Source organism: Burkholderia sp. MSHR3999 (assembly GCF_000833595.1).
Lineage (GTDB): Bacteria > Pseudomonadota > Gammaproteobacteria > Burkholderiales > Burkholderiaceae > Burkholderia > Burkholderia ubonensis.
Window position 1 is genome coordinate 1958732 of sequence record NZ_JRFO01000001.1, and the last position, 26011, is coordinate 1984742.

Below are 26011 nucleotides of genomic sequence, written 5' to 3' on the forward strand. Positions count from 1 at the left end.
GCGCCTCGCGCCCGCTACCCTGCCGTCCCTATGCCAGACAACGCTTCCAACCCGTTCGCGTCGCCCGTCGCACGCGTCAAGCCCGGCCAGCGCTTCGCCTTCGACGGCGCCCACGGCTCCGCCGATGCGCTCGCCATCGCCCGCTATCTTGCCGACAACCGCCACGACCTGCCGCTGCTCGCGGTGATCTGCGCGAACGCGGTCGACGCGCAGCGCCTCGCGCAGGAGATCCGCTACTTCTCCCCCGACGCGCGCGTGCGCCTGCTGCCGGACTGGGAAACGCTGCCGTACGACACGTTCTCGCCGCACCAGGACCTCGTGTCCGAGCGGCTCGCCACGCTGCACGACCTCGGCGAAGGACGCTGCGACGTGCTGCTCGTGCCGGCGACGACCGCGCTGTACCGGATGCCGCCCGCGTCGTTCATGGCGGCCTATACGTTCGCGTTCGCGCAGGGCGAGCGGCTCGACGAGGCGAAGCTGAAGGCGCAGCTCACGCTCGCCGGCTACGAGCACGTGAGCCAGGTCGTGCGGCCCGGCGAATACTGCGTGCGCGGCTCGCTGATCGACCTGTTCCCGATGGGCTCGCCGCTGCCGTACCGGATCGACCTGTTCGACGACCAGGTCGACTCGATCCGCGCGTTCGACCCGGACACGCAGCGCAGCCTCTATCCGGTGCGCGACGTGCGCCTGCTGCCGGGCCGCGAATTCCCGTTCGACGAGGCCGCGCGCACCGCGTTCCGCAGCCGCTGGCGCGAGACCTTCGAAGGCGACCCGAGCCGCGCGCCGATCTACAAGGACATCGGCAACGGCGTGCCGTCGGCCGGCATCGAGTACTACCTGCCGCTGTTCTTCGACGAAACGGCGACGCTGTTCCACTACCTGCCGCAGGACGCGCACCTCGTGTTCACGGGCGACCTCGACGCGGCGATCCGCCGCTTCACCGCCGACACGAAGCAGCGCCACGCGTTCCTGTCGCACGACCGCGAGCGGCCGATCCTCGAGCCGCAGCGCCTGTTCCTGTCGGACGAGGATTTCTTCGCGTTCGCGAAGCCGTTCGCGCGCGTCGTGCTGCCCGCGCAGCCGGCGGGCGGCTGGGCGACCGGCCTGCCCGAGCTCACGGTCGACCGCCATGCCGACGATCCGCTCGCCGCGCTGCGCACGTTCATCGACACGTCGGGCAAGCGCGTGCTGCTGACCGTCGAATCGGCCGGCCGCCGCGAAACGATCCTGCAGCTGCTCGCCGAGCACCATCTGCGGCCGGCGTCGAACGACCACTTCGCCGGCTGGCTCGCGAGCGACGACCGCTTCGCGCTCGGCGTCGCGCCGCTGTCGAGCGGCTTCGCGGTGCCGGGCGAAGGCTACGCGATCGTCACCGAGACCGAGCTGTACGGCGCGCTCGGCCGCCGCGCGGGGCGCCGCCGCCAGGAGCAGGCGAGCAACGTCGACGCGATGGTGCGCGACCTGTCCGAGCTGAAGGTGGGCGACCCGGTCGTGCACGCGCAGCACGGCATCGGCCGCTACATGGGCCTCGTGTCGATGGACCTCGGCGAAGGCGAGACGGAATTCCTGCATCTCGAATACGCGGGCGACAGCAAGCTCTACGTGCCGGTCGCGCAATTGCACGTGATCTCGCGCTACAGCGGCGCCGATCCGGACAGCGCGCCGCTGCACGCGCTCGGCTCGGGCCAGTGGGAGCGCGCGAAGCGCAAGGCCGCACAGCAGATCCGCGACACCGCGGCCGAGCTGCTGAACCTGTACGCGCGCCGCGCGGCACGCGAGGGCCACGCGTTCGCGCTCGACCCGCGCGACTACGTGAAATTCGCGGAGAGCTTCGGTTTCGAGGAGACGCCGGACCAGGCCGCGGCGATCGCGGCCGTGATCGGCGACATGACGAGCGGCAAGCCGATGGACCGCCTCGTGTGCGGCGACGTCGGCTTCGGCAAGACGGAAGTCGCGCTGCGCGCCGCGTTCATCGCGGTGCTGGGCGGCAAGCAGGTCGCGCTGCTGTCGCCGACCACGCTGCTCGCCGAGCAGCACACGCAGACCTTCGCGGACCGCTTCGCCGACTGGCCGGTGCGGATCGTCGAGCTGTCGCGCTTCAAGACCGCGAAGGAAGTCAACGCGGCGATCGCGCAGATCAACGAAGGCAGCGTCGACATCGTGATCGGTACGCACAAGCTGCTGTCGTCGGACGTGCAGTTCAAGCGCCTCGGCCTCGTGATCATCGACGAGGAGCACCGCTTCGGCGTGCGCCAGAAGGAAGCGCTGAAGGCGCTGCGCGCGGAAGTCGACGTGCTGACGCTGACCGCGACGCCGATTCCCCGCACGCTCGGGATGGCGCTCGAGGGCCTGCGCGACTTCTCGGTGATCGCCACGGCGCCGCAGAAGCGGCTCGCGATCAAGACCTTCGTGCGCCGCGAGGAGGAAAGCGTGATCCGCGAGGCGATGCTGCGCGAGCTGAAGCGCGGCGGCCAGGTGTACTTCCTGCACAACGAGGTCGAGACGATCGAGAACCGCAAGGCGATGCTGGAGGAGCTGGTGCCCGAGGCGCGCATCGCGATCGCGCACGGCCAGATGCACGAGCGCGAGCTCGAGCGCGTGATGCGCGATTTCGTCGCGCAGCGCGCGAACGTGCTGCTGTGCACGACGATCATCGAGACGGGCATCGACGTGCCGAGCGCGAACACGATCATCATGCACCGCTCGGACAAGTTCGGCCTCGCGCAGCTGCACCAGCTGCGCGGCCGCGTCGGCCGCTCGCACCACCAGGCGTATGCGTACCTGCTCGTCCACGATCCCCAGGCGCTGACCAAGCAGGCGCTGCGCCGGCTGGAAGCGATCCAGCAGATGGAGGAGCTCGGTTCGGGCTTCTACCTCGCGATGCACGACCTCGAGATCCGCGGCACCGGCGAGGTGCTCGGCGACAAGCAGTCGGGCGAGATCCACGAGATCGGCTTCCAGTTGTACACGGAGATGCTGAACGACGCGGTGAAGGCGCTGAAGAACGGCAAGGAGCCCGACCTCACCGCCCCGCTCGCCGCGACGACCGAGATCAACCTGCACGCGCCCGCGATCCTGCCGGCCGACTACTGCGCGGACGTGCAGGAGCGGCTGTCGCTGTACAAGCGTCTCGCGAACTGCGAGCACGGCGACGCGATCGACGGCATCCAGGAAGAGCTGATCGACCGCTTCGGCAAGATGCCGCCGCAGGCGCACGCGCTCGTCGAGACGCACCGGCTGCGGCTCGCCGCGAAGCCGCTCGGGATCACGAAGATCGATGCGAGCGAGGTGGCGATCGGGCTGCAGTTCGTGCCGAATCCGCCGATCGATCCGATGCGGATCATCGAGATGGTGCAGAAGCATCGCCACATCAAGCTCGCGGGGCAGGACAAGCTGCGGATCGAGACGCGCTCGCCGGATCTCGCGGTGCGCGTGTCGACGATCAAGGAGACGCTGCGCGCGCTCGGTCATTCGAACCGGCAGGACGCGGCCGCCGCGTCGCGCTGAGCGGCCGCTTCGGCGGCCCGCCGCCCCGAAAAGCGCCGCGTTGCTGCAGCGCATCGCGGCCCGCGAGAGCGGGCCGCAGCGTTTTTGAGTATGATTTTCGCATTCATCCGACGGAGTTGAGCCATGCCCACCCTCGACGCGACGGCGCCGGCCGCTGCCGACCATGTCGACCACGACGACGCATCGCTCGCCAGCCTGCCGTGGATCAGGCAGCTCGTTTCGATGGACACGACGAGCCGCGTGCCGAACCTCGGCCTGATCGAAACGGTGCGCGACGCGCTCGCCGCGCAGGGCATCGCGTCCGTGATCACGCACGATCCGCGCGAAGGATGGGCCAACCTGTTCGCGACCGTCCCCGCGCATGACGGCGCGACCGACGGCGGCATCGTGCTGTCCGGGCACACCGACGTCGTGCCGGTCGACGGCCAGCAGTGGGACAGCGACCCGTTCCGGCCCGAACTCCGCGACGGCCGCCTGTACGGCCGCGGCACCTGCGACATGAAGGGCTTCATCGGCGCGGCGCTCGCGCTGCTGCCCGAGATGCAGGCGACGAAGCTCGCGAAGCCGATCCATTTCGCGCTGTCCTACGACGAGGAAATCGGCTGCGCGGGCGCGCCGCTGATGATCGCGGACCTGGTCAAGCGCGGCGTGAAACCGTCCGGCTGCATCGTCGGCGAGCCGACCGGCATGCGCCCGATCATCGCGCACAAGGGCATCAACGCGTACCGCTGCTGCGTGCGCGGCCACGCGGCGCACTCGTCGCTGACGCCGAAGGGGCTGAACGCGATCGAATACGCGGCGCGCCTCATCTGCCACATCCGCGACGTCGCCGACCGATTCCGCGCCGAAGGCCCGTTCGACGCGCTCTACGACGTGCCGTTCTCGACCGCGCAGACGAGCATGATCCAGGGCGGCAACGCGATCAACACGGTGCCGGCCGAATGCCGTTTCGATTTCGAGTTCCGCAACCTGCCGACGCTCGATCCGGAGCCGATCTTCGCGCGCATCGAAGCCTATGCGCAGGAAACGCTGCTGCCGCAGATGCGGCGCGAGCATCCGAACGCCGCGATCGAATTCTCGAAGATCGCCGCGGCGCCCGGTTTCGACGCGACCGAGCAGGCGGCGATCACGCAGCTCGTGCGCGCGCTGACCGCCGACCAGGACAAGCGCAAGGTCGCGTACGGCACCGAGGCCGGCCTGTTCGAACGCGTGGGCATCCCGAGCGTCGTGTGCGGGCCCGGCTACATCGAGCAGGCGCACAAGCCGAACGAATACGTCGAGCTCGCGCAACTGGCCGAATGCGAGCAGTTCCTGCGCAAGCTCATCCGCAGCATGTCGGTCGACGCGCACTGACCGTTTCCCGCCACGCCGGCTCGCGTGGGCGGGCCGGTTCACTCCCCCATCCGCCAGGCCATGTCGACATCACAACAGGGCACCGCCCACACGATCGACGGCGAGCCGATCCCGACGCTCGACGAAATCGCCGCACAGCACTTCGCGCTGTCGCCGTGGGTTTCGCGCACGCCGGTGTTCGAGCGCGCCGACCTGCCTTCGCTCGAAGGCACGCACGTCAACTTCAAGTTCGAACTGCTACAGGCCAGCGGCAGCTTCAAGGCGCGCGGCGCGTTCACGCACCTGCTCGCGCTCGACGAGGCGCACCGCAATGCCGGGGTCACCTGCGTGTCGGCCGGCAACCATGCGGCGGCGGTCGCGTATGCGGCGATGCGGCTCGGCAGCAGCGCGAAGGTCGTGATGTTCCATACCGCGAGCCCGACGCGCATCGCGCAATGCAAGCAGTACCGCGCGGAGGTCGTGCTGGCGGCGAGCGCGTCGCAGGCGTTCGATCTGGTGCGCCGGATCGAGGCCGAGGAAGGCCGCTTCTTCATCCATCCGTTCAACGGCTATCACACGATTCTCGGCACCGCGACGCTCGGCTACGAATGGGCGACGCAGACACCCGACCTCGACGCGGTGATCGTGCCGATCGGCGGCGGCGGGCTCGCGGCCGGCGTGTCGACCGCGCTGCGGCTCGCGAATCCGCGCGTGCACGTGTATGGCGTCGAGCCTGACGGCGCCGACGCGATGAGCCGCAGCTTCGCGGCCAATCACACGGTCAAGATGGCCGCGATGCACACGATCGCCGATTCGCTGATGGCGCCGCACACCGAGGAATACAGCTACCAGCTGTGCCGCCGCCACATCGACAGCATCGTCACCGTCTCCGACGACGCGCTGCGCACGGCGATGCTGTACCTGTTCTCGCACCTGAAGGTCGCCGTCGAGCCGGCCTGCGCGGCGGCGACGGCCGCCCTGCTCGGCCCGTTGCGCGAGACGCTGCACGGCAAGCGGGTCGGCGTGCTGCTGTCGGGCACCAACACCGATCCGGTCACGCTCGGCATGCACCTCGCGCACGCAAAGCTGCTGCGCTGACGCCGCGCCGGGTTATCCACGGTTCGTGTTGAAGAGCCTGTTGAAAAGTTTCTGGAAACTGCGCCAACGCGTTGATCGGACTGGGCTTTCCCCGCGCGATGCGGTTTGCGGCAGCGGCCGCGCGCGGCCCGTCGCGCAGCTAAGGGTTATCCCCAGTTTTTGTTGACAGGACTGTGGAGAACTCACCGACAAGCGACCCAAGGCATTGTTTTTATTGAGAAAGCAAACATTGCCCCCGGGTACGCCGCCGATTGGGCAATGTTCGCCGTCACCGCAGGTTATCCACAATTTCTGTTGACAGGCATGTTGATAAGGGCGGGATCGGCGCGCCAAGTCGTTGATGCGCAAGGGTTCGTGCGGCGCGCCCGTCACGCGGGCCGGCGGCAGCGGCACGTCCCTCCTTCATCGCAATAAAAAACGGCGGTCGCATCGCGCGGCCGCCGTTCGTCGTGTCGTCGCCGGGCGCTGCCGCGCCCGCCGTCGTCGATCAGGGCTTGTTGCTCTCGAACATGTCCATGATCTGCTGCTTCTCCTGCGCGGTCACGGGCGGCGGCGCCAGGCCCGCCGCGCCGGCCGAGCCGAGCGCGTCGTTCGCGCTCATCGCATTGGCCGCCGGGTTGATGTCGACGCTCGCGACGAAGCCGGCGCCCGGCGTGCGATCCGCGTAGTACAGCTCGCCGTCGATCGTCGTCAGCCCGTCGGGCATCGGCATCGGCTGCTCGGGCACGCCCTGCAGCGCGGTGCGCATGTAGCTCACCCAGATCGGCAGCGCGAGCTGCGCGCCGAATTCGCGGCTGCCGAGGCTCTTCGGCTGGTCGAAGCCCATCCATGCGACCGCGACGAGCGACTGCTGATAGCCGGCGAACCAGCCGTCCTTCGCGTCGTTGGTCGTACCCGTCTTGCCCTGCAGGTCGCCGCGACCCAGCACGTTGGAGCCGGCGCCCGTGCCGGCCGTCGCGACCGTGTGCAGCAGGCTGTTCATCACGTACGCGTTGCGGCCTTCGATCGTGCGCGGCGCGGTGCCGCCGGCGATCACCGGCTGCGCCTTCTGCAGCGGCTGGCCGCGCGCGTCGTCGACTTCGGCGATCAGGTACGGGTCGACCTTGTAGCCGCCGTTCGCGAACACCGCGTAGCCGGTCGCGAGCTGCAGCGGCGTGACGAGCCCCGCGCCGAGCGCCATCGGCAGGTACGGCGGCGTCTTCGCCGGATCGAAGCCGAAGCGCTGCGTCACGTACTCCTGCGCGTACTGCGTGCCGATCGACGCGAGAATGCGGATCGACACGAGGTTCTTCGAACGCTGCAGGCCGGTGCGCATCGACATCGGGCCGTCCGGCTGGTCGTCGTCCTTCGGCTCCCACGCGGTGCCGCCCGGCACGCTCGGCGGGAAATACAGCGGCGCGTCGTTGATGATCGTCGCCGGCCCGAGCCCCTTGTCGAGCGACGCCGAATAGACGAACGGCTTGAACGACGAGCCCGGCTGCCGCCACGCCTGCGTCACGTGGTTGAACTTGCTCTTGTTGTAGTCGAAGCCGCCGACGAGCGAGCGGATCGCGCCGTCCTGCGGCGCGATCGCGACGAGCGCGCCCTCGACCTGCGGCAATTGCACGATCTGCCAGCCCGTCTTCGCGTCCTTCAGCACGCGCACGATCGAGCCGGGCTTGATCTTCAGCGCGCTGTTCGCGCGCGGCCCGAGCGCCGCCGCGACGAAGCGCAGCCCGCCCGCGCCGATCGTCGTCGTCGCGCCGCCGACGAACTGCACCTCGACCGCGTTCGGCGCGGCGGCCAGCACCACCGCCGACTGCAGGTCGCCGTTGTCCGGATGGTCGGCGAGCGCGTCGTCGATCGCCTCGTCGCGGTCGTCGCCGGCCGCCGGCAGCGTGATGAAGCCTTCCGGCCCGCGGTAGCCGTGGCGGCGCTCGTAATCGAGAATGCCGCGCCGCACCGCCTGGTACGCCGCTTCCTGGTCCGCCGCATTGATCGTCGTCGTGACCGTCAGGCCGCGCGTATACGTCTCGTCCTTGTACTGCGCGTACATCATCTGCCGCACCATCTCGGCGACGTACTCGGCATGCACCGCGTACTGGTTGCCCGGGGTGCGCACGTGGATCTCTTCCTTGATCGCCTGGTCATACTGCGGCTGCGTGATGTAGCCGACCTCGCGCATCCGCTTCAGGATGTATTCCTGGCGCACCTTCGCGCGCTTCGGATTGACGACCGGGTTGTACGCGGACGGCGCCTTCGGCAGGCCGGCCAGCATCGCGGCTTCCGCCAGCGTGATGTCCTTCAGGTCCTTGCCGAAGTAAACCCGGGCGGCCGCGGCGAAACCGTACGCGCGCTGGCCGAGATAGATCTGGTTCATGTACAGCTCGAGGATCTGGTCCTTCGTCAGGGCCTTCTCGATCTTGTACGCGAGCAGCATTTCGTAGATCTTGCGCGTGTAGGTCTTCTCGCTCGACAGGAAGAAGTTGCGCGCGACCTGCATCGTGATCGTGCTCGCGCCCTGGCGCGCGCCGCCGTGCATCAGGTCGGCGACGCCGGCACGCAGGATGCCGAGGAAATCGACGCCGCCGTGTTCGTAGAAGCGGTAGTCCTCGATCGCGAGCACCGCCTTCTTCATCACGTCGGGAATCTCCTGGAAGCGCACGAGGCTGCGGCGCTCCTCGCCGAATTCGCCGATCAGCACGTGATCGGCGGAGTAGACGCGCAGCGGCACCTTCGGCTGGTAGTTCGTCAGCGCATCGAGCGACGGCAGCTGCGGCGCCATCACGACGAGCGCATAGCCGACGATCAGCGCGCCGACGACGGCCAGCGTGGCGAACAGGCCGACGAACCACAGCGCGACGCGCGAGCGAAACGAGCGGCGGCGGCCCCCGCCGCCGTCATGCTGCGGCTCGCGGTGCGCATCGCGGTCGTCGTCATCGGTGTAATAGGCTCCAGCAGGCGAACGGCGCAGCGTGTAATGAGGTTCTTTCCTGGCGGAAGAAGAAGGCGGTCGTTTGATAATTGGCATGTCGGAATGGCGGGCGCGCATCGCGCCCTCGGACGCATGCGGAATGCAAGCGGATGAATCGAGAGAGAGTGCATCGTGACACATTCGTCACGTCGACAGACCGCGTCGCGCGGCGATCCGTTCCCGCGACGTGACAGCGCATTTTAATGAAATCAATCGAGTGGCTTCGCGATTTTTTGTAAAAATTCCCGCGCCGCGGCGCTGCGCGCGCCATTTTGCCCGCCTGCCCGGCCTATCATGAACACGAAACCCGCGCGCCCGAGCTTTCAATCATGAAAGACTCGGCGCGCGGTTTTCCGGCCCGCAATTCGCATCGCTTGAACTTGCGCGTTTAAGCCGTATTTAAGTGATCCGGTGGTGTAATATCCGCCGGCAATCGCGGGCCGGAACCGGCACCGCCGAGGGCCACGCCGCCACGACGCGGCGCATTTCACACACGGAGGATTTCATGTCGCTTTTCGACTCTATTTCGCGCACGCTCAAGGGCTTGCTGAACGACGCGGCCGACTCGGTGCAGGACCCGTCGCGCGACGCACGGCAGATCGTGCGAGAGCTCGACGACAGCATCGGCCGCGCCGAGAACTCGCTGATCGAGATCGAGGCGCAGGTCGCGACCCAGCGCAGCAAGCGCGATGCGGCCGACGACAAGGTGAAGAAGTACGAGGACGGCGCCAAGCGCGCGCTGCAGTCGGGCGACGAGTCGCTCGCGCGCGAAGCGCTCGGCGCGCAGGCGAACGCCGAGGCGGAGCGCGACGCGCTCGCCGCCGAACTCGCGACGCTCGAGCCGTCGGTCGACAAGCTGAAGGGGCAGATCGCCGAGATGCGCCAGCGCCGCAACGACCTGAACGCCCGCTCGAACATCCTGCAGGCGAAGCAGGAAATCGCGCAGGCGAAGGACGTCGCGGCCACCGCGCTCGGCGGCATCGGCGGCAAGAACCTGTCGGAAGATTTCCAGAAGCTCGAGGACAAGGTCGCGCTGCAGAACGCACGTTCGGACGCCCGCCTCAATTCGGCCGACACGTCGAGCGGCAAGGCGCTCGACGACAAGCTCGCCGCGCTGAACAAGGGCCCGTCGGTCGAGGATCGACTCGCTGCACTGAAGAAGCAGCTCGATACGCCCGCGCAGTAACCGGCGCGCGCCGCCCGGGGTGCCGGCGCGGCGCGCATCGATCGCAAGGAGACGGGCGCGCGCGCCCGGTTCGATCATGAAGAAATCCCTCGCCGCTCTCGGCTTCGCGCTGCTGGCGCTGTCGACCGCCGCGTTTGCGGTACCGTCGCTGCAGCAGGTCGAACAGTCGATCGCGCAGCGCGACTGGCAGCGCGCCGACACGCAGCTGTCGCAAGTCATCGACGCGCATCCGAACAACGCCCACGCGCACTACCTGTATGCCCAGGTGCTCGATCGCGAAGGCCGCGCGTCCGACGCGCTCGCGCAGCTGCAACGCGCGAAGACGCTCGATCCGCAGTTGCGGTTCACCGATCCTTCGCGCTTCGCGCAGACGGAAGCGCGCATCCGCGCGGACGCCGGCCGCGTGAGCAACGCGCCGGCCATGAGCAACGCGCCGTCGGCAAGCGCCCGGAGCGGCACGCTGCAGTCGTCGCTCGCGCCCGCCGCGGCGCCCGCCGAAAAGCACGGGCCGTCGGTCGGCATGTGGATCGGCCTTGGCCTGATCGTCGCGGTGATCGCGCTGGTGCTGCGCTGGACGCTGCGGCGCGCGCGCTCGGCCGGCGACACGCGCGCCGACGACGAACGCCGCGCGCAGTTGAAGCGCGCGACCGACGTGCTCAACGACATCCGCCCGCTCAAGCTCGACGCGCGCCTGTCGACGGCGCCCGGCGCCGCCGCGCTGACGAGCGAGCTCGAGGGGATCGAGACCGACGCGCGCGAACTCGTCGAGGCGCTGTCGAACGGCAAGAACCCGGTGCCGCCGTACCGCGTCGACGAGCTCGAGAAACGCCACGCGAGCGCGAAGGCGCGTGTCGAAGGCCGGCCCGATCCGGCCGCGCCGGCGAGCGCGCCGGCCGGCGGCAGCGGCTCGGTGTTCGCGCAGGAAGCGGACCGCCTGAGCGGCGCGCAGGGCCAGCCGTACCCGCCGCAGCAGGTTCCGCCCCCCTACCCGTCGCAATACCCGCCGCAGCAGCAACCGCCCGTCGTGATCCAGCAAGGCGGCGGCGGCTTCGGTGGCGGCATGGGCGGACTCCTGACCGGCGTGCTGCTCGGCCAGGCGATGTCCGGCGGCCGCGACCGCGTGATCGAACGCGAGGTGATCGTCGACGACGAGCACCGCCGGCGCGAAGCCGATCCGGGCTTCGACCTCGGCCGCGGCGACGATACGAACTGGGACGACGGCAGCAGCGGCGGCAGCGGCGGCGTCGATCTCGGCAGCAACGACGACGGCTGGACGGACACCTGATCGTCACGACCCGGGGCGCCGCCGCATCGCGCGCCGGCGTCCCGCGCGAGCGGGCTCCGCAATGCCGCAACCCGCTCGCGGCGCCGATTTGTCAATCATTTCAAGATGGGCTATCGGCAATGGGGCACGTTCGCTATCATGCGGCCATCGGCGTGCCACCGACCCTGAATTCGACGCAACGCGTCGCGGCACGCCTTCCTTTGCCCCAACCAGGAGAAAGCCGCTCATGAGCATCATCAAGGAATTCAAGGAGTTCGCCGTCAAGGGCAACGTGATGGATCTCGCCGTCGGCGTGATCATCGGCGGCGCGTTCTCGAAGATCGTCGACTCGATCGTGAAGGACCTGATCATGCCGGTCATCGGCGTCCTGACGGGCGGCCTGGATTTCTCGAACAAGTTCGTACTGCTCGGCACGATCCCGCCGTCGTTCAAGGGTAATCCCGATTCGTTCAAGGACCTTCAGGCCGCGGGCGTCGCGACGTTCGGCTACGGCTCGTTCATCACCGTGCTGATCAACTTCATCATCCTCGCGTTCATCATTTTCCTGATGGTGAAATTCATCAACAAGCTGCGCAAGCCCGTGGAAGCGGAAGCCGCGCCGGCCGCGACGCCGGAAGACATCGTGCTGCTGCGCGAGATCCGCGATTCGCTCAAGCAGCGCTGAGCCACCGCCCGCCGCCGTCAGCCAGGCCCGCCGCGTGCGGGCCTTTTTGTTGGTGCGCGCCATGCGGGACGCGGCGCCGGCGCCTCGCATTTTTTTGTGACGAGCGGATGCACGCGCCGGGAAACCGGGTCTATCATGGAGACTAAACGACAGTACAGGCGCCAAGCGCTGACTGTGTCGATCGTGGCGAGCAGGTCGACGGGAGACATCGATCGTCGCACTGCACGAGCGCAGCATTTTCGTGTGCTATAAAGGATCGACATGCGGCGTACATAGCCGGGAGTGGGTCGCATGAAAATGCCGCATTTCTTGCAATTGTTTTTGAGGCGAGTGTTTATGTCCTTCCCGAAGAAACGTCGACGCGCGCAGCAGGATGGCCAGGAATCGTTCCTCGCGGTATTGCGCCACTCGAAACCGTTCGCCCAGCTCGACACCAAGATCGCGCGCGCCCGCGCGCAGGACGAACCGGTGCTGTACGCGCATGTGCTTCCCGGCCTGGACGTGCTCCTGTGCAGCGTGCGCGGCGCACAGCCGCCGTACCCGGCAATCGCCGAGTTGCGCAAGCGCTGCATCGAGTCGATCGCCAACGCGCTGGAACAGCCGCTCGACGGCCTCGAAAACGGCGGCTACTGGTACGAATCCAACGGCTTCGGCTTCCTCGTGTTCGCGAGCCGCGCCCGCGTGCGCATCCTGCCCGAATTTGGCGCGGGCACGAAAGCGAGCCTGCGCAGCGGGCTCGGGCGACAGAACGCCGGGGATACGACGCCCCGCTCGCTCGGCTGATTCAGCGCCGGTTTTCGATGGGCCGCCTTCGGGCGGCCCATCTGTCATTCGCGCGTCGCAGTCATGCCTCTCGGCGCCCGTTCCCCGGCCTGACGATATCGATGAACGCGGCGAAGTCCGCGTCGGCGAGCCCCATCGCCGCGCCGAGCCGCAGCACCTGCTGCACGGTGGCCGACACCGGCATCACCGCGCCCGTGTCGCGCGCCGCATCGGCAATCGTGTCGACGTCCTTCTGAAACGTGCCGAGCGCGCCGATCGGCGAATGGCCACTCGAAGTCATGCGCGGCACGAACGTCTGCAGCAGTACCGAATCCGCCCAGCCGCCGGCAAGCGCTTGCGCGAGGCGCGCGGCGTCGATGCCGCTCGCCTGCGCGAGACCCACCGCCTCGGCGATCGCGGTGACGGTCGCGGTGACGATCGCCTGGTTGCACAGCTTCGCGGTCTGGCCCGCGCCCGCGTCGCCCATGTGCGTGATGCGCGCGGCGTACGCATCGATCAGCGGCCGCACCGCGTCGAGATCCTCCGCGCGGCCGCCCGCCATCACCGCGAGCGTGCCGGCCTGCGCGCCGGGCACGCCGCCCGACACCGGCGCGTCGACCCAGCCGACGCCGAGGTCCGCCGCGCGCTTCGCATAATCGCGCGTCACGCCGGGCGGAATGCTCGAGTGGTCGACGATGCGCCGCACGCGGCGCGCCGCCGCGTCGCCGGACAACAGGCCGTCCGGGCCGAACACGACGTCGCCGACCGCGCGCGCGTCCAGCACGCACATCAGCACCGTTTCGACCTGCTCCGCCAGCGCGCGCGGCGTGTCGACGACCCGCGCGCCGTCGGCCGCGAGCGCCTCCGATTTCGCGCGCGTGCGATTCCACACGCCGACGCGGTGGCCCGCCGCCAGCAGATGCCGAATCATCGGCGCGCCCATCAGTCCCGGTCCGCAAAATCCGACTTCCACGATACGCCTCGTCTCCGATATGGGTTGAACTTGCCGCCCATCATACCTATCACTCAAGAAGCCGGACGCATTCCGCACGTGGCGGCGCTTGTGCGCTGCGCCCGCGGCGGAACCCGACACGACAGGGAGCGCATCATGAGCGACCACATTTATAAGCTGATCGAACTGACCGGCTCGTCGCGGGAATCGAGCGACGACGCGATCCGCAATGCCATCGCGAAAGCCGCGGCGACGCTGCACAACCTGCACTGGTTCCAGGTGACCGAGACGCGCGGCCACATCGAAGGCAACCAGGTGATTCACTGGCAGGTGACGCTGAAAGTCGGACTGCGCATCGACGACTGACGCGAGCCAGCCGCATCACGCACCATGCCACCCCGGATGCGCACCCGCGCATCCGCGCCCTTCATGCGCCCCGCGCCTGCCGCGGTCGCTGCCGTGCCGGCGGCCCCGTGCGGGTATCCATTGCTTGACGCTCTTTTTCGTTCATATTAAAAACCATATACCCCATCCACCTCTCGATCAGCCCGGGCATATAAACGGAGAAATCATGAGTCAGCAACGCGAGGCGATCGACACGTACCTCTTGCGCGTCTTGCACACCCTGTTGATGGAGCGCAGCGTCACGCGCGCGGCCGTCAAACTGAACCAGTCGCAACCGGCGATCAGCGCGGCGCTGCGGCGCCTGCGCGACATCACCGGCGACCCGCTGCTCGTGCGCGGCAAGTCCGGCATGGTGCCGACCGAATACGGGCTGCGCCTGCTGGAGCCCGTGCAGAACGCGCTGCGCGAGATCGAGCGGATCAAGTTCCAGCAGCACAGCTTCGATCCGGCGACGTCGATCCGCTGCTACCGGATCGGCTGCCCCGACTACCTGAACGTGCTGTTCGTGCCGACCGTCGTCGAGCGCTTCCGCCAGGCCGCGCCGAACGCGACGCTCGAGTTCCACTCGCTCGGCCCCGCGTTCGACTACGAGCTCGCGCTCGAGGACGGCAAGCTCGACATCGTGGTCGGCAACTGGCCGGAGCCGCCGGAGCAACTGCACCTGTCGAACCTGTTCGTCGACGAGATCGTCTGCCTGATGAGCAATACGCATCCGTTCGCGAAGCGCGGCGGCCTCACGCTCGACCAGTACCTGAACGCACCGCATCTCGCGCCGACGCCCTACTCGGTCGGCCAGCGCGGCGCGATCGACGTGCACCTCGCGCGCGAGCGGCTGAAGCGCCACGTGGTCGTCACGCTGCCGTACTTCAACCTCGCGCCGTACGTGCTCGTGAAGTCCGACCTGATCTTCACGACGACGCGCCTGTTCGCCGATCACTACGCGAAGTTCCTGCCGCTGTCGGTCGTGCCGGCGCCGCTCGACTTCCCGCCGATGCAGTACTACCAGCTCTGGCACGAGCGCTGCCATTACTCCGACGAAGTGCGCTGGCTGCGCGGCCTCGTCGCCGAGGCCACCCGCACGCTGATCGAGGCGTAACGGCACGCGCGCGCTGCCGCCGGCCCGCCGCCGCGCACCATGACGGCGCGTGGCGGCGGCTAGCCGCGGCGTCAGCGCGACGCGTCGACGAGCGCCTGCGCGAGCGCGTTGTGGCGCGCGATGACGGGCGGCAGGTCGAGCGTCGCCAGGCGTCCTTCTCGCACGACGACCCTGCCGTTCACGACCGTATACGCCGCCTGCGACGGCGCGCAGAACACCAGCGCCGCGACCGGATCGTGCAGCGCGCCCGCGAACTGCGGCTGGCGCAGGTCGAACGCGGCGAAGTCGGCCGCCATCCCCGGCGCGAGCGCGCCGATGTCGTCGCGGTTCAGCACCTTCGCGCCGCCCAGCGTCGCGATTTCGAGCGCCTCGCGCGCGGTCATCGCATCCGGCCCGAAGCCGACGCGCTGCAGCAGCAGCGCCTGGCGCACTTCCGCGACCATCTGCGCGCCGTCGTTGGACGCCGAACCGTCGACCCCGAGCCCGACCGGCACGCCCGCGAGCCGCATCTTCTTCACCGGCGCGATGCCCGACGCGAGCCGCATGTTCGAGCACGGACAGTGCGCGACGCCCGTGCCCGTGCGCGCGAACAGGCCGATGCCGGCATCGTCGAGCTGCACGCAGTGCGCGTGCCATACGTCACGCCCGACCCAGCCGAGATCCTCCGCGTATTCGGCCGGCGTCATCCCGAACTTCTCGCGGCTGTACGCGACGTCGTTGACGTTTTCCGCGAGGTGCGTGTGCAGCGACACCCCATGCTCGCGCGCGAGCACGGCGGCGTCGCGCATCAGCTCGCGGCTCACCGAGAACGGCGAGCACGGCGCGACGACCACCCGCAGCATCGCGTAGCGCCCGTCGTCGTGGTAGGTCTCGATCAGCCGCTGCGCGTCGCGCAGGATGTCCGGCTCGCGCTCGACGACCGAATCGGGCGGCAGGCCGCCATCGCGCTGGCCGACGCTCATCGCGCCGCGGCTTGCGTGAAAGCGCATGCCGATCCGCTGCGCGGCCGCGATGCTGTCGTCGAGCCGGCTGCCGTTCGGATAGATGTACAGATGATCGCTCGACGTCGTGCAGCCGGACTGCAGCAGCTCGGCCATCGCGGTCAGCGTCGACACCTCGATCATCTCCGGCGTCAGGTGCGCCCAGATCCGGTACAGGTTCGTGAGCCAGCCGAACAGCTCGGCGTTCTGCGCGGCCGGAATCGCGCGCGTCAGGCTCTGGTACATGTGGTGGTGCGTGTTCACGAGCCCCGGGATCACGAGATGCCCGCGCAGGTCGAGCACCTCGTCGGCCGTGTCGGGCAGCTCGGCGCTCGGGCCGACCGCGACGATCCGGTTGTCTTCGATGTAGAGCCCCGCGTCGCGCAGCTCGCGGCGCGCGCCGTCCATGGTCGCCAGCACGTCGGCGTGCTTGACCAGCAGGGTCTTCGGGCGGGATGGGGAATCGTGCGGCGCGCGGGCGGGCGCGCCGGAGTGCTGCTCGAGGTTCATGCGTTCTCCGCGTCGGTCTGCCCCAGGGCGGTTCCTGTGGGCGGTCACAAAGCCGTTCGAACGCTGATTCGCGGCACGCCCGGTGCCCGCGTCCGTTCGAACGCCATGGCCCGGTTACCCGGCGTGCTCGCCGTCTTCGGGGTGCGCGCCGGCCGGAGCCGACGCGCACGGCGGGAGGATCGCGCATGCGCGTGCGGCACACAATGCGCGATCCCGAATACCCGGGTTTACGGTTCCGATATGGTACGCGCGCAGCCGGTGCGCGGGGGCGTCCGGCCGCGGGCGGGACGGCGTTGAAGCGGCGCTGGAATGGCGGTTTTTCGCGCCGTCGACAGCCGTTCATGCGCGGCGCATTATCTTTGCTATCGCTCGCGGTTTTGCATGGCGAACCTTCTTAAAATGCCTGCACGGCGCTCGTTTCAACTCGCCGACGGGTATGTAGCCACGTGACGTGGAGCCTCGATCCGCCGCACGTTCATTGGATCGAGTCGCCGCCGAACCTCGCATTCACACAAGGAAAATTGCGAATGGGAAAGCTCACTACCCACGTACTCGATACGGCGCACGGTCGTCCCGGCGCTGCGCTCAAGGTGGACCTCTACGCGCTGGACGGCGAATCGCGCCGTGCGATCAAGACCGTGCTGACCAATAGCGACGGCCGCTGCGACGCGCCGCTGCTCGAAGGCGACGCGCTCGCCGCCGGCGAATACGAACTCGTGTTCCATGCCGGCGACTACTTCGCGTCGCTCGGCGTGAAGGTGCCCGAACCCCGTTTCGTCGATCGCGTCGTGCTGCGTTTCGGCATCGCCGACCCGGGCGCGCACTACCACGTGCCGCTGCTCGTGTCGCCGTGGTCGTACAGCACCTATCGCGGCAGCTGACACCGTATCGGCCGTCCGCAACAAGACAACGATCTGAGTCTGGAGGAGTTTCATGGAAGGCTTCATCACCGACTGGCTGAACCTCGCGCTGCGATGGCTGCACGTCATCGTCGCCATTGCGTGGATCGGCGAGTCGTTCTACTTCGTCGCGCTCGACAACAGCCTGAAGCCGCCGACCGACCCGAACCAGCGCAAGCGCGGCGTGTTCGGCGAGCTGTGGCACGTCCACGGCGGCGGTTTCTACAACATGCAGAAATACACGGTCGCCCCGCCGGAAATGCCGGATGACCTGCACTGGTCGAAGTGGCCGTCGTACACGACCTGGCTGTCGGGCTTCTCGCTGTTCTTCGTGCTGTACCTGCTCGCGCCGAACACGTACCTGATCGACAAGAGCGTGCTCGACATGGGCCCGGTGGTCGCCGTCGCGTCCGCGCTCGGCTTCCTCGCGGCCGGCTGGATCGTCTACGACTCGCTGTGCCGCATCCTCGGCACCAACGACCGCGTGCTCGGCATCTGCGTCGGCATCTACGTCGTCGCCGCCGCGTACCTCGCGTGCCACATCTTCGCGGGCCGCGCCGCGTACCTGATCGTCGGCGCGATGCTCGCGACGATCATGTCGGCGAACGTGTTCTTCGTGATCATCCCCGGCCAGCGCAAGATGGTCGACAAGATGCTCAAGGGCGAGGAGCCGAACCCGATCTACGGCAAGCGCGGCAAGCAGCGCTCGGTGCACAACACGTACTTCACGCTGCCCGTCGTGTTCGCGATGCTGTCGAACCACTACGCGATGACGTACACGAACAGGTTCAACTGGGTCGTGCTCGTGCTGATCATGCTGGCCGGCGCGCTGATCCGCCAGTTCTTCGTGATGCGTCACCGCGGCAAGCAGCTGTGGTACCTGCCGATCGGCGGTGTCGCACTGCTGTCGGGCGCGCTGGTGTGGACGATGCCGAAGCCCGTCGCGCCGGAAGCCCAGGCCGCGAACGCGCCGAAGATCGCGATCAACGACATCATGCCGATCCTGCAGCAGCGCTGCATCGAGTGCCACTCGTCGAAGCCGACGCTGATGGGCAGCGCGCCCGCCGGCGTGATGTTCGACACGCCGGACGAAGTGTCGAAGAACGCGCAGCGCATCTACGAACAGGCCGTGCGCCTGAAGGCGATGCCGATCGGCAACGTCACGCACATGACCGACGACGAGCGCACCAAGCTCGCCGCCTGGTTCGAGGGTGGCGCGGCCAAGTAAGCCGCCATGCGCCGGTTGCCGGCGCAGTCCTCTCCGTTCGCGGGCCCGGTGACGGGCCCGTTTTCTTTGGGTGTTCCGAATGCGTCGTGTGCTAGCCGCGCATCGCGTCGCGCTGCAGTGCGACGAGCGCGTCGAGCGCGCGCGGGCCGTCGTCGAACGGCACGAAGATGTGATCGTGATACGCGGCGGCCATCACGTTGCAGCTGATGCCGGCCGCACCGAGCGCCCGCGCGAATGCCGCGGTGAGGCCGACGGCCGCGAGATCGGAATGCACGGTCAGCGTGATCCATGCGGCGCGAAACAGCACGGGCCAGCCGCGGCGCGCGGCTGCCGCCTCGTCGACCACGACTGTCAGCCCTTCCGCTTCGCGGAACGTCGCGATCGTTTCGGATAACGATACGTCTGCTTCGGTCGACAGCGATACGAACGCGAATGCGCCAGGATGCAGTTCAGGTCGCATCGTGCGCAGCAGGATTGCGAGGTCGTTTTCAGGTTGGCTCATCGGAGGAACACGTCCGGCACCGGACGTCGGGTCGTGGCGATGCGGGCACGATAGCACGCGCCATGACCACTTCGTCCGCGAGCCAGTCGCGTAACGCGACGATGCGCGGATCGTCCTGCGCTCCGGATACACGACGCGACACGCGCAAGGCCTTGGCGGCCTGAATCGCGCGGAAGCGGCGGCACATAAAAAACCCGCGCAAGTTGCGCGGGTTTCGACAAACGACGGCAGAAACGCCGGCGACGACTCAGGCCGTCAGCGCGTGCAGCGCCTCGTCGGTGAGCCACAGCGATTCCTGCAGGTCCTGCTCGTTGAGGTTCAGCCCATCCCCGCCGCGATCGACGACGATGAAATCGCTGACGTCGCCGAGCGCGATCAGCGGATGATGCCACACGCCCTTCGCATAGTTGACGCCCTGCCAGCCGCTCGTCACGAACGCCCGGATCCGCGCCGGATCGAGCTCGCCCGCTGGCGCGACGACGACGAGATACGGCTTGTCGTTCAGCGGCACGAACGCCTGGCTGCCGAGCGGATGCCGCTCGAGCATCTTCACCTCGAACGGCAGCGTGCGCGGCTGGCCGCGAAACAGGTTGACGAGCGTGCGACCGCCCTCGTCGTCGACATCGACCTTCGCAAGATCGTGAAAGCGGATCGTCGTGCCGAGGTTGATCGGGATCTGCTTCGCGCCCTCCGTCTCGATCACGTCGCCGAACGGCGCGAACGCTTCGCGGGTCAGTGGTTCGATGATGAGCGTCTTCATTTGTCGAGCGTCCCGAAGAGGCGCAGGCGCGACACGCCGCCGTCCGGAATGATGTTCAGGCGCACGTGCGTGACAGGCCCAAGCGACGCGATCTCATGTTCGAAATAGTGCTGCTTGTCCATCTGCAGCTTCTGCTCGTCGAGCAGCACCGGCCAGAACATCGACTGCGTGACCAGCGAGCTGTCGGTGCCGCCCGTCACGTACGCGGCCTGGATCGAGCAGCGGTCCGGATAATTGCCCTTGAAGAACGCGGTGTCGACTTCGATCTTGCGGATCACGCCCGGCTGCGCGAGCGCGATGATCGCCCAGTCGTTGCCCGGCTCGCGGCGGCGGCGGGTTTCCCAGCCGTCGCCCATGTTCACGCCGCGGCCCGGCAGCAGCAGGTTCGACGCGAGGCCGAAGTGCTGGTTGTTCGCGGCGACCACGTAGCCGCCGTTTTCCGTCGCGGCGAGATCGAACAGCTCGGTCGCGCTCGCGCCGGCCCAGTCGAGCTGCGGCTGGCCGTACACGCGCAGGCGCGCGATGCCGCCGTCCGGGTAGATGTTCACGCGCAGGTGCGTGAACGCGCGCGCATCGCTCGCGTCGACGTAGTGGTGGCTGTTGCCCTGCAGCGTCGTCGCGGGCACGATCTCGACCCACTCGGTCGCCTGCGTCGGCGCGCCGTCGGCCACGTGCGCGGCCTCGATCGACGCGGCCGGCGGGAAGTTGCCGGTGAAGTGGCTCGTGTCGATGTCGAAGCCCTTGATCACGCCCGGGCGCGCGAGCTTGACGATGCACCAGTCGTAGCCGGTCGTGCGCTTGCGGCGCGTTTCCCAGCCGTCCATCCACTTGCCGTGGTCGTCGTACTTGCCGGGGATGAACACCGCCGGCTCCGGGTTCAGCATGCGCTCCTTCGGCGCGAAGAAATCGTCGCTGGCCTCGAGCGCCTGCGCACCGAGACGCGGGTCGGCGAGATTCACGTAGCGCCGCGTGAAATCGGGTGCGTCAGGGTCGAGAAGCGGGATTGCCATGGTGTGTCCTTGTCAGTATTGCGAAGCGGCCGCTGCGATGCAGCAGGCCGTATTGTGGTGTCACGCGTCGATCAGGTCGTGGAGCCGGAAGCGCGCGATCCGGTAGATCTGGTCGAGGCTCGCGCGCAATTCTTCGGTGCGCGAATGATTCACGCGCGACTCGAAGTTCGCGATGACGCCGTGCCGATCGTAGCCGCGCACCGCGAGGATGAACGGGAAGCCGAACTTCTCGCGATAGGTGCGGTTCAGCGTCAGCAACTTGTCGAATTCTTCCTGCGTGCACTGGTCGAGGCCCGCGCCGCTCTGCTCGCGCGTCGATTCGGCGGTCAGCTCGCCGCGCACCGCGGCCTTGCCCGCGAGTTCCGGGTGCGCGTTGATCAGCGCGAGCTGGCGCACTTCGCCTGCCGCCTCCACCGCGCCCGACATCGTCTCGTGCAGCGCGTCGATGCTCGCATACGGCCGCGCGCCCGCGGCCGCCTCGGCGACCCACGGCGAATGCTCGAAGATCCCCGACAGCGCCGCGACGAATGCGCCCGGCGCCATCGTGTTCAGTTGCTCCAACGTGTAACGCATCGCCTTCATGCCTTTCCTTCGTTCCGTTGATTGGGCTGATACGGATGATGTTCACGCCAGTGGCGCGCGATGTCGACACGCCGCGTCACCCATACGCGATCGTGCTGCTCGATGTGGTCGAGGAACCGCTGCAGCGCGCGGAACCGGCCCGGCCGGCCGAGCAGCCGGCAGTGCATGCCGATCGACAGCATCTTCGGCGCCTCGTCGCCCTCCTCGTACAGCACGTCGAACGCGTCGCGCAGGTAATGGAAGAAGTGATCCGCGGTGTTGAAGCCCTGCGGCGTCGCGAAGCGCATGTCGTTGGTGTCGAGCGTGTACGGGACGATCAGCTGCGGCGTCGTGCCGCCGCCCGACACGGCGACGTCCATCCAGAACGGCAGGTCGTCGCCGTAGTAGTCCGAGTCGTACAGGAAGCCGCCGTATTCGGCGACGAGCCGGTGCGTGTTCGGGCTGTCGCGGCCGGTGTACCAGCCGAGCGGCCGCTCGCCGGTCACGCGCTCGATCGCCTCCATGCCGAGCCGCATGTGCTCGGCCTCGAGCTCGGGCGTCATGTTCTGGTAGTGAATCCAGCGCCAGCCGTGGCACGCGATTTCATGGCCGAGCTCGACGAACGCGCGCGCGAGCTCCGGATGCCGCTCGATCGCCATGCCGACGCCGAACACGGTCAGCGGCAGGCCGCGCTTCTCGAACTCGCGCAGGATGCGCCACACGCCGGCCCGCGATCCGTATTCGTAGATCGACTCCATGCTCATGTGGCGGTCCGGATACGCGGCCGCGCCGACGATTTCCGACAGGAACTGCTCGGAGCCGGGGTCGCCGTGCAGCACGCAGTTCTCGCCGCCCTCTTCGTAGTTCAGCACGAACTGCACCGCGATGCGCGCCCGCCCGGGCCAGTTCGCCTGCACCGGATGGCGGCCGTAGCCGATCAGATCGCGTGGATAGTTGGGATCGAGTGACATGGTTCGATGTGCGACGAAAGCTTGCTGAATGATGGGTATCGATCGGCCCGGCCGGCGGGCCGCCGCGCTCGCACCGGCTGCGCGGCGCCCCCGCGAGCCGATGCGAACGATGGCCCAGTGTAGCGAAAACGCCCATATGCGCCCATACGGCGGCGCAGATAGTGCGTGTCAGACGGTGTGTATGTGCGGGTGCGGCAAAGCGGCGGCGCCCGGCCGGCCCGGCGCCGGGTCCGCCGCGTCCCCCGGCGGGCTGAAGCGCGCGAACTCGCCGTCGTAGCGCTTCGGCAGCGGGCGGGCGTAGTCGCCGCGCTTCGCGGTCGCGAGCCGCAGCGCGACGAGCGCCTCGGCCCATTTCACCGCCGCCGTGACGCCTTCGACCACCGGCGCGCCGATCTGCTGCTCGATCTCGTGCGCGAATTCGGCCATCCCCGCGCAGCCGAGCACGATCGCGTCGGCGCCGTCCTCGTCGAGCGCGCGCCGGCATTCGTCGACGATGATCCGGCGCGCGGCCGAGCCGGGCCGGTCGAGTTCGAGCACCGCGACGTCGGTCGCACGCACGTTGCGGCAGAACCGCTTCATCCCGTAGCGCTCCGCGAGATGCCACGCCATCCCGCAGGTGCGCGCGAGCGTCGTGACGACCGAGAAGCCGGGCGCGAGCACGCTCGCCGCATGCATCGCCGCCTCGGCGATGCCGATCACGGGCCCGCGCGCGAGCTCGCGCGCCGCGTACAGCCCCGGATCGCCGAAGCATGCGATCACGTATGCGTCGAAGCCGTCGCGCTCGCCCTGCGCGATCTCGGCCAGCAGCCCGGGCGTCGCGAGCGCCTCGTCGTAATAGCCTTCGATCGACGGCGGGCCCAGCGGCGGGCTGACCGCCACCACCGCGGTGCCGGCGCCCGCGACCTCGCGCGCGCAGCGGCCCATCGCGTCGGTCATCCGCCGCGTCGTGTTCGGATTGATCAGCTTGATCTTCATCGCGCGCCCCTCAGGCCTTGCCGTTCGCCAGCAGTCGGTAGAACGCGAACCCGAGCGCCGCGCCGATGAACCACGAGAAGTTCGCGACGCCCTGCCAGCCCGGCATCATCACGCAGACGATCGCGATCAGCGCGGCCGGCAGCAGCGCGGCGAGCGCGCGGCGATTGACGCCGCCCGTGTACCAGTACGCGCCGCGCTCGGACATCGTGTACAGGTCGTCGCGCACGAGCCGGCCGCGCTTGACGAGGTAGAAGTCGGCGATCAGCACGCCGTACAGCGGGCCGATGAACGCGCCGAGCACGTCGAGCGTGTAATGGATCACGGCCGGGTTGTTGAACAGGTTCCACGGCGTGATGAAGATCGACGCGACCGCCGCGAGCATCCCGCCCGCGCGCCAGCTGATGAGCCGCGGCGCGACGTTCGAGAAGTCGAACGCGGGCGACACGAAGTTCGCGACGATGTTGATGCCGATCGTCGCGATCGTGAACGTCAGCGCGCCGAGGATCACCGCGGTCGGATGATCGATGCGCCCGACCGTCTCGACCGGATCGGTGATCAGCTCGCCGAACACCGGCAGCGTCGCGGCGGTCGTGATCACCGTGACGAGCGAGAACGCGAGGAAGTTGACCGGCAAGCCCCAGAAGTTGCCGCGCTTCACGTCGCCGAAGCTGCGGCAATAGCGCGAGAAGTCGCCGAAATTCAGCATCGGCCCGGAGAAGTACGACACGACGAGCGAGATCGCGGTGATCATCACCGGGATCACCTCGGCGCCGTGATACCTGACGCCGCCGAGATTGATGCCGATGTTGCGCCAGCCCGCGCGCCACACCATGTAGCCGGCGAGGATGAACATCACGACGTAGACGGCCGGGCCCGCGAAGTCGATGAACTTCTTGATCGTCTCCATCCCGTTCCAGAACACGAATGCCTGCAGCACCCACAACAGCATGAAGCCCGCCCAGCCGAGCGCCGACAGCCCGAGAAAGCCATAGCGATGCACGTCCGCATACGGCAGCCACTGCGGGAAGAACTTCAGCACGACGATCACGAGCGCGCTCGATGCGAGATAGGTCTGGATCCCGTACCACGCGATCGCGATCAGCCCGCGGATCACGGCCGGCACGTTCGCGCCGAGCACGCCGAAGGTCGCGCGGCACGCGACCGGATACGGCACGCCGATCTGCTGGCTCGGCCGCGCGATCAGGTTGCACAGCACGTTGACGAGGCCGATGCCGACGATCAGCGCGATCAGCACCTGCCAGCTCGTCAGCCCGAGCGCGAACAGGCTGCCCGCGAACACGTAGCCGCCGACGCTGTGCACGTCCGACATCCAGAATGCGAAGATGTTGTACGAGCCCCATGTCTGATTTTTAAGGGGTGCCAAATCTTCGTTATACAGACGTTCGCTGAAACCGCCCGGCAATGGCGGGCCGCTCCCTTCGCCGCCGCCCTCCGCCGGATATGCGCCGTCGTGCGCCACACTGAACTGAGCCATGACCTCTCCTTGACCGCGGCCGCACGGCCGCTTCATCGTCGTCGAAATCGCCCCGGGCCGTCGTCCCGGGGTCGGACCTGCGGCCGCGGCGCTTGCCGCGTGCCGGCATTGCTTCAGTTCAGTGGGTGCGCAAGCAGGGTTCCGTCGCCGCTTACGCGGCGCCGCCGAACACTTCGCGCAAATCGACCGCCCCAGGCGCGGGCCGGTCCAGCATTTTCAACTCGACGTGCTGCAGGTGGTGCGCCATCAGTTCCGCCGCGCGCTTCGCGTCCCCCGCTTCCAGCGCGACGAGGATCGCGCCGTGATCGTCGAACGAACACGGGCTGCGCCCGTGCGATTCGTACAGCGCCGACATCAGCGTCGAGCGCGCGACGAGGCCGTCGAGGCACGCGCTGAGCGTCGCATTGCCCATCAGCGCGGCGAGCGCCGTATGGAACTCGCCCGACAGGCGGATCCACGCCGGGACGTCGCGCCGCTCGAACGCCTTGCGCTCCTTGTCGATCAGCGCCGCGACGCCCTTCAGGCGTTTCGCGCCCGGCCCGGTCGCGAGCCGTTCGACCACCGCCAGCTCGATGATCCGGCGCATCTCGAACACCTCGTGCACGTCCTGCAGCGTCGGGCTCGCGACGAACGCGCCGCGATTCGGCTCCAGGTCGACCAGCCGGTCGGTCGCGAGCAGCGCGAGCGCCTGGCGGATCGCCCCGCGCTTGACGCCGAACACGTCGCACAGCTGCGCCTCGGTCAGCTTCGCGCCGGGCGCGAGCCGGTGCTCGAGGATCGCCGTCCGGATACGCTCGGCGATCGCTTCGGGTCCGGGCGCGCCGGACGGGACGGATTCGGGCTCGTTCATGATCTGCATCGTCTGATGGTCCTCATCGTA

General features: G+C 68.3%; 22 protein-coding genes. 11 read left to right on the forward strand and 11 right to left on the reverse strand.

The window, feature by feature from the left end:
• The first annotated feature begins 30 nt into the window (after positions 1-30).
• The 3 genes from mfd to KY49_RS09100 all read left to right on the forward strand — a co-directional run bounded on the left by mfd (position 31) and on the right by KY49_RS09100 (position 5937).
• A complete protein-coding gene (gene mfd / locus KY49_RS09090) occupies positions 31-3507 on the forward strand; it encodes a transcription-repair coupling factor (RefSeq protein ID WP_042584250.1) in 3477 nt (1158 codons plus the stop codon).
• A gap of 123 nt (positions 3508-3630) precedes the next feature.
• Complete coding sequence (gene argE, locus KY49_RS09095; protein ID WP_042584251.1) at positions 3631-4860, forward strand: acetylornithine deacetylase; 1230 nt, start codon at positions 3631-3633, stop codon at positions 4858-4860.
• Positions 4861-4920: 60 nt separating this feature from the next.
• Positions 4921-5937 (forward strand): threonine/serine dehydratase, encoded by a 1017-nt coding sequence (locus KY49_RS09100; protein ID WP_042584252.1) that lies wholly within the window; start codon positions 4921-4923, stop codon positions 5935-5937.
• A 487-nt stretch (positions 5938-6424) separates the two neighbouring features.
• Here the strand turns inward: KY49_RS09100 and KY49_RS09105 are convergent, their stop codons facing one another.
• A complete protein-coding gene (locus KY49_RS09105) occupies positions 6425-8947 on the reverse strand; it encodes a penicillin-binding protein 1A (protein ID WP_042584638.1) in 2523 nt (840 codons plus the stop codon).
• A gap of 448 nt (positions 8948-9395) precedes the next feature.
• Here KY49_RS09105 and KY49_RS09110 point away from each other — a divergent pair, with 448 nt between their 5' ends.
• The 4 genes from KY49_RS09110 (at position 9396) to KY49_RS09125 (ending at position 12808) form a co-directional block, all read left to right on the forward strand.
• Complete coding sequence (locus tag KY49_RS09110) at positions 9396-10076, forward strand: PspA/IM30 family protein (protein WP_042584253.1); 681 nt, start codon at positions 9396-9398, stop codon at positions 10074-10076.
• A gap of 76 nt (positions 10077-10152) precedes the next feature.
• Entirely contained in the window at positions 10153-11361 is a 1209-nt protein-coding gene (locus KY49_RS09115; RefSeq protein WP_042584254.1) for a tetratricopeptide repeat protein, read from the forward strand.
• Between the two features lie 226 nt (positions 11362-11587).
• Positions 11588-12025 carry a large conductance mechanosensitive channel protein MscL gene (mscL, locus tag KY49_RS09120; RefSeq protein ID WP_042584255.1) on the forward strand — a complete coding sequence of 146 codons (438 nt, stop codon included), beginning with the start codon at positions 11588-11590 and terminating at the stop codon, positions 12023-12025.
• Positions 12026-12361: 336 nt separating this feature from the next.
• Complete coding sequence (locus KY49_RS09125) at positions 12362-12808, forward strand: hypothetical protein (protein ID WP_060244710.1); 447 nt, start codon at positions 12362-12364, stop codon at positions 12806-12808.
• A gap of 61 nt (positions 12809-12869) precedes the next feature.
• Here the strand turns inward: KY49_RS09125 and KY49_RS09130 are convergent, their stop codons facing one another.
• The gene (locus KY49_RS09130) at positions 12870-13760 is read right to left on the reverse strand and encodes an NAD(P)-dependent oxidoreductase (protein ID WP_042584257.1); all 891 of its coding nucleotides are present in this window, start codon (positions 13758-13760) and stop codon (positions 12870-12872) included.
• A 135-nt stretch (positions 13761-13895) separates the two neighbouring features.
• On the opposite strand from KY49_RS09130, the gene KY49_RS09135 reads away from it, so the two are divergent.
• Together KY49_RS09135 and KY49_RS09140 are read left to right on the forward strand one after the other, a co-directional pair.
• Entirely contained in the window at positions 13896-14105 is a 210-nt protein-coding gene (locus KY49_RS09135; protein WP_042584258.1) for a dodecin, read from the forward strand.
• A 205-nt stretch (positions 14106-14310) separates the two neighbouring features.
• Positions 14311-15240 (forward strand): LysR substrate-binding domain-containing protein, encoded by a 930-nt coding sequence (locus KY49_RS09140; RefSeq protein WP_010092110.1) that lies wholly within the window; start codon positions 14311-14313, stop codon positions 15238-15240.
• A gap of 71 nt (positions 15241-15311) precedes the next feature.
• Here the strand turns inward: KY49_RS09140 and KY49_RS09145 are convergent, their stop codons facing one another.
• Positions 15312-16730, reverse strand: coding sequence for an 8-oxoguanine deaminase (locus tag KY49_RS09145; protein WP_042584259.1), 1419 nt, complete (start codon positions 16728-16730; stop codon positions 15312-15314).
• A gap of 527 nt (positions 16731-17257) precedes the next feature.
• On the opposite strand from KY49_RS09145, the gene uraH reads away from it, so the two are divergent.
• Positions 17258-17611: a hydroxyisourate hydrolase gene (gene uraH, locus KY49_RS09150; protein ID WP_010092108.1), complete on the forward strand. Its 354-nt coding sequence runs from the start codon at positions 17258-17260 to the stop codon at positions 17609-17611.
• A 52-nt stretch (positions 17612-17663) separates the two neighbouring features.
• Positions 17664-18857 (forward strand): urate hydroxylase PuuD, encoded by a 1194-nt coding sequence (locus KY49_RS09155; RefSeq protein ID WP_042584260.1) that lies wholly within the window; start codon positions 17664-17666, stop codon positions 18855-18857.
• A gap of 91 nt (positions 18858-18948) precedes the next feature.
• On the opposite strand, the gene KY49_RS09160 is transcribed toward KY49_RS09155, so the two are convergent.
• The 8 genes from KY49_RS09160 to KY49_RS09195 all read right to left on the reverse strand — a co-directional run bounded on the left by KY49_RS09160 (position 18949) and on the right by KY49_RS09195 (position 25990).
• Positions 18949-19359, reverse strand: a complete 411-nt coding sequence (locus tag KY49_RS09160) for an ACT domain-containing protein (RefSeq protein WP_042584261.1) — start codon at positions 19357-19359, stop codon at positions 18949-18951.
• A 247-nt stretch (positions 19360-19606) separates the two neighbouring features.
• Complete coding sequence (locus KY49_RS09165; protein WP_042584262.1) at positions 19607-20119, reverse strand: ureidoglycolate lyase; 513 nt, start codon at positions 20117-20119, stop codon at positions 19607-19609.
• On the reverse strand, positions 20116-21129 hold the full coding sequence (gene alc, locus KY49_RS09170) for an allantoicase (RefSeq protein ID WP_042584263.1): 1014 nt from the start codon (positions 21127-21129) through the stop codon (positions 20116-20118). Before alc ends, KY49_RS09165 begins: the two co-directional genes overlap by 4 nt.
• A 60-nt stretch (positions 21130-21189) precedes the next feature.
• Positions 21190-21711 carry a 2-oxo-4-hydroxy-4-carboxy-5-ureidoimidazoline decarboxylase gene (uraD, locus tag KY49_RS09175; protein WP_042584264.1) on the reverse strand — a complete coding sequence of 174 codons (522 nt, stop codon included), beginning with the start codon at positions 21709-21711 and terminating at the stop codon, positions 21190-21192.
• A complete protein-coding gene (gene puuE, locus KY49_RS09180) occupies positions 21708-22661 on the reverse strand; it encodes an allantoinase PuuE (protein ID WP_042584265.1) in 954 nt (317 codons plus the stop codon). Before puuE ends, uraD begins: the two co-directional genes overlap by 4 nt.
• Positions 22662-22829: 168 nt before the next feature.
• A complete protein-coding gene (locus KY49_RS09185) occupies positions 22830-23636 on the reverse strand; it encodes an aspartate/glutamate racemase family protein (protein WP_042584266.1) in 807 nt (268 codons plus the stop codon).
• Between the two features lie 10 nt (positions 23637-23646).
• A complete protein-coding gene (locus KY49_RS09190) occupies positions 23647-25131 on the reverse strand; it encodes an NCS1 family nucleobase:cation symporter-1 (protein WP_042584639.1) in 1485 nt (494 codons plus the stop codon).
• 151 nt (positions 25132-25282) lie between these two features.
• On the reverse strand, positions 25283-25990 hold the full coding sequence (locus KY49_RS09195; protein WP_042584267.1) for a GntR family transcriptional regulator: 708 nt from the start codon (positions 25988-25990) through the stop codon (positions 25283-25285).
• Positions 25991-26011 lie beyond the last annotated feature (21 nt).